Genomic DNA, 4,203 nt, shown 5'->3' on the forward strand with positions numbered 1-4,203 from the left:
CGGACGAGGTGCTACGCGGACGGCGACCAGGGCGCCGACAGCAGATCGGCGACACTGCGCCGGTCGCGGCCCTCCGGCGGCTCACCGGCCGCCCGCCCCACGGCGACCATCGAGACGATCGCCCAACCCGGCGCAGGATCCAGCTCCTTGGTGAGCCCTTCCAGATCGAAAGCCCGGAACTGGTGCGCCGCCAGCCCCATCGCCTGCGCCTGCACGGTCATGTGGGCGATGGCCTGGCCCAGGTCGTAGTCCGCGAACTCGGAGAAGAGCAGGTCCGTGTCGTCGACGTGACGGCGTGCCGACGTGACGACGAGCAGCCCCGCGTCCCTCGCCCACCGGGCCGAGCTGGGCGCGAGGTGCGGCACCACCCGCTCGTGCCCCGGCTCGCCCGGCCGGCTCGCGAAGAACCCCCACGGCTGGGAGTTCCCCGCTGACGGCGCCCACCGCGCCGCTTCCAGCAGCAACCCCAGGGCGTGGTCGTCGACCGCCGCCGATGGGTCGAACCGGTACGGGCTGAAACGTCCCGCCAGCAGGGGATGAAGACCGTCGGGCCGTTCCGGATCACGTCGCATGATCCGGTCCAACTGCCCGCCGCGCAGGCCTATTCCGGCGGATGTCCGAGGGGCCGAGGCCGAGCGCTCAGCTCCGCCGCGGCGTCGTCCACTCCAGACGGGTCCTGACCCGGGGCTCGCGCACGTGCTCCAGGGCCGCCAGGGCCGTCTCACGGGCCGCGCCGTCGGCGGCGCCGTCCGCGAGGATCGACGAGAGCGCGTCGACGGCGCGCGGGTCCTGCCGGATCGCGAGCCCGCGCGCCGCCTCGGCGGCCGTCTCCGGGTCGTCGTCGCCGAGACGTTCCGCGAGCCCCTCCCGGACGAGCGGGGTGTCGTCGGGCAGCTCCGCCAGCGCCAGCGTCGCCCAGTCCCGTACCCGGGCATCGCCGTCCCGGCTCAACGCGAGGAGCACGCCGAGCGCCTCGACGTGCCCGGCGGGCACGATCCCCGCCAGGGCGGCCGCCACCGCCCGCCGCACGGCGGCACCCGGATGCCCGGCCGCCGCGAGCAGTTCGGGCACGGCGGCCGGATCCGCGCACACCCCCAGTGACAGGACCGCCGACAGCAAGGGCTCGCGGGCCGGGGCCACGGCCTCCGCCGCCAGCCGCCGCAACACGGGGACCGCCCCCGGACCGAAACCGCGCAGCGCACCGAGCACCCGCGCGCCGAACGCCCGCCGCATCGGGTCGCGGTAGGCACACCAGCCCGCCGCCGCCACGAACGTCTCCTCGTCGCCCCGGCCCGCCAGCTCGTCCACCGCCGTCGTCCAGTCGTCGAGCTCCGGGTCACCGCAGCGCAACGCCCGCGCCGCCAGCTCCTCGTGCGGAGTCCGCAGACCGAGCGCCGACTCCAGAAGCGTGGAGATCGCCGCGTGCCCGGTGTGCCGGTCGTCGCCCCGCCCCGGCGCCCCGTCCTCCCGCAGCAGCTCCACCACCACCGTCACCCCGCCGTCCTCCCGGACCCGCCGCACCACCGCCTCGTACGTCTCCCCGCCCTCGTTCCCCGCCACCAGCCCGCGCCGCAACTCCGCCGCCATGTCCACGCCGATCCACCGCCGCGCCTCCCGCAGCGCCGCCTCCCGCGCCTGCGCCCCGTACTCCAGCAGCACCCGCACACAGCCGGTCGAGCCGCGCCGCGCCGCCGCGACCAGCGGCACGAGCCCGTCGGGCCCGCACCGGTCCGGATCCGCCCCGTGCTCCAGCAGCACCCTCGCCGTGTCGGCATGCCCCAGCCGCAGTGCCCAAGCCAGCGCCGTGAACCCGTACGCCTCCTCCTGATCCGGCTCCGCCCCCGCCGCCAGCAGCGCCCGCACCACCTCGGCGTGCCCCCCGCAGGCCGCCCCGCACAACGGCAGGTCGCCCCCGTCCTCCCCGCTGCCCCGCCCCGGGTCGGCTCCGGCCGCGAGCAGCAACCTGACGATCCCCACCTCGTCGCCGACCGCCGCCCGGTACAGCGCACTCTCCCCGTCCTCCCGGTCCTCGGGCCCCTCCCCGCCCCGAAGGGCCCGCACGGCCCCGTCCTCGTCCCCGTCCCGGATGGCGTCGAACAGCGTGCTCATGCCCCGACCCTGACCCGCCGTCGTGGCCTGACGCAAATCGATTCGGTCACTCGCCGGGGGTGGAGTGCGCCCGCGTCCTCGCCCGGAGAAGGCGCCGGAGTCCGGCCGACAGGCGGTGGCGGAACACCGTGTGGGCGGCCCGCTGCACCCCTTCTGGCGAGGCGTCATCGTCCGGCGGGTGCCCGGGCACCCGGGAGGCCCCGGGCGTCCCGGGTGCCGTCAGGTCACGCAGTCGAGCACGGTGCGGCACACCCCGCACCGGGCCCGCAGCGTCCGGCCCGCCGGGATGCGCAGCCGTTGTGCGCAGATCGGGCAGGGGAAGGAGACGCCGGTGGCGGGGGCGCCGCCGTCGAAGGCGTACGGGGCGCCGGGGGAGGCCCTGCCCCGGCGCCGTTCCCAGTCGTAGCGGCGGCGGTCGGCCCAGCCGGCGGAGGCGAGCGGCGGCGGGGTGCGTTCGCGGCGCGCCTCGGTCCGGCCCCGTACCCAGGCCTCGTACGCGACGGCGCTGGTGAACCACGGGGAGGGGTCCTCGGTGAAGACGTCGGCGCGTTTGGCGAGGACGTAGCCGAACTCCTCGGGGGTCAGGTAGCCGAGTTTCTGGCTCTCGACTCCGTCGCGGCGGTAGGCGTCGAGGAGGAGCCAGCCGGCGCCGAGGTAGGTGGTGGCGACGTCGGTGAGGACCTCGTTGTCGGCGGTGTCGGGGAAGCCGAGGTCGAGCCGGTGCAGCAGGACGTGGGTGATCTCGTGGGCGAGGGCGGCCCCGATGTCCCTGCGGCGGGTGCGGAAGCGGTCGTTGAGCTCCACGGAGTACTCGGGTCCGGCGGTGAGTTCGACGGTCGCGGCGTGCTCCATGGGCCGGAAGCCCACCACCATGCGCGCCTCGGGCAGCCGGAGGTGGCGGACCAGGGCGTGGGCCACCCGCTGGGTGCCGAGGTGGAGGTCCTCGTCGTCGCCGAGGGCGACGGCGGCGGGCGGCACGCTCGTCGGGTAGCGGTGCACGCCGTCGGGGGAGAGGCGCCGGTAGAGCGCGGTGAGCGAGGCCCGGACGGTGGCGCGGTGCGGGAAGCCGTGGGTGACACGGTTGGCCTCGTGACGGTTCGGCATACCGGATTCCCCCTCTCTCCCACTGTACGGTCCCTCCACCGGTGCTGGCCGAAAAGGCTTCCTTGTGGCGGAAGTTGGGAGCTGTCCATAATCCGGACAGGCCTTGACGGGCGCATGTCATCACCCGTCAAGGGGCAACCCCCCACGAGAGAAGGCAGGCACATGAAGCAGAACCGCGTGGTTCGCACGCTCCAGAAGCTGGCCGCGGCCGGCGCCGTCGTCCTGGCGGCCGTCAGCCTCCAGCCCACCACGTCCGCCTCCGCCGCTCCCGCCCCCGTCGTCGGCGGCGTCCGTGCGGCCCAGGGCGAGTTCCCCTGGATGGTCAGGCTCTCCATGGGCTGCGGCGGCTCCCTGATCACCCCTCAGGTCGTCCTCACCGCCGCCCACTGCGTGAGCGGCTCCGGCAACAACACGAGCATCACCGCCACCGCCGGAGTCGTCGACCTCCAGTCGAGCAGCGCCATCAAGGTCAAGTCCACCAAGGTCTACCAGGCCCCCGGCTACAACGGCACGGGCAAGGACTGGGCCCTCATCAAGCTCGCCTCGCCGATCACCTCGCTGCCGAACCTGAAGATCGCCGAGACGACCTCGTACAACAGCGGCACGTTCACCGTGGCCGGCTGGGGCGCCACCCGCGAGGGCGGCGGCCAGCAGCGCTACCTGCGCAAGGCGACCGTCCCGTTCGTCTCGGACGCCGACTGCCAGGCCGCGTACGGCAGCTCCCTCGTCCCCGGCGAGGAGATCTGCGCCGGCTACAACGAGGGCGGGGTCGACACCTGCCAGGGTGACTCCGGCGGCCCCATGTTCCGCAAGGACAACGCCGGTGCCTGGATCCAGGTCGGCATCGTGAGCTGGGGCGAGGGCTGCGCGCGGGCCGGCTACCCGGGCGTCTACACGGAGGTCTCGACCTTCGCCGCCGCGATCAAGTCGGCCGCGGCCACGCTGTAGCCCGAGAAGGGAGGGCCCCGGGGCGACGAACCGCCCCGGGGC

4 protein-coding genes are annotated in these 4,203 nt (G+C 74.9%); 1 reads left to right on the plus strand and 3 read right to left on the minus strand.

The window, feature by feature from the left end; all coding sequences use genetic code 11:
* Positions 1-11: 11 nt before the first annotated feature.
* From ACFCY7_RS40010 to ACFCY7_RS40020, 3 genes are all read right to left on the minus strand, one after another.
* Complete coding sequence (locus ACFCY7_RS40010) at positions 12-572, minus strand: nitroreductase family protein (protein WP_376491003.1); 561 nt, start codon at positions 570-572, stop codon at positions 12-14.
* Between the two features lie 67 nt (positions 573-639).
* Positions 640-2,109 carry an ankyrin repeat domain-containing protein gene (locus ACFCY7_RS40015; protein WP_376491004.1) on the minus strand — a complete coding sequence of 490 codons (1,470 nt, stop codon included), beginning with the start codon at positions 2,107-2,109 and terminating at the stop codon, positions 640-642.
* 219 nt (positions 2,110-2,328) lie between these two features.
* Positions 2,329-3,213: a hypothetical protein gene (locus ACFCY7_RS40020; RefSeq protein WP_376491005.1), complete on the minus strand. Its 885-nt coding sequence runs from the start codon at positions 3,211-3,213 to the stop codon at positions 2,329-2,331.
* 162 nt (positions 3,214-3,375) lie between these two features.
* Here ACFCY7_RS40020 and ACFCY7_RS40025 point away from each other — a divergent pair, with 162 nt between their 5' ends.
* Entirely contained in the window at positions 3,376-4,161 is a 786-nt protein-coding gene (locus ACFCY7_RS40025; protein WP_376491006.1) for a trypsin-like serine protease, read from the plus strand.
* The last annotated feature ends 42 nt before the right edge of the window (positions 4,162-4,203 follow it).

Origin of the sequence: Streptomyces sp. NPDC056361 (assembly GCF_042262805.1) — a bacterium.
In the GTDB taxonomy this organism is placed as follows: domain Bacteria; phylum Actinomycetota; class Actinomycetes; order Streptomycetales; family Streptomycetaceae; genus Streptomyces.

Bases quoted from the DNA above. Each gene is read 5' to 3' on its own strand.
- ACFCY7_RS40020 (WP_376491005.1), bottom strand. From the start codon at position 3,213: ATGCCGAACCGTCACGAGGCCAACCGTGTCACCCACGGCTTCCCGCAC.
- ACFCY7_RS40025 (WP_376491006.1), top strand. From the start codon at position 3,376: ATGAAGCAGAACCGCGTGGTTCGCACGCTCCAGAAGCTGGCCGCGGCC.
- ACFCY7_RS40015 (WP_376491004.1), bottom strand. From the start codon at position 2,109: ATGAGCACGCTGTTCGACGCCATCCGGGACGGGGACGAGGACGGGGCC.
- ACFCY7_RS40010 (WP_376491003.1), bottom strand. From the start codon at position 572: ATGCGACGTGATCCGGAACGGCCCGACGGTCTTCATCCCCTGCTGGCG.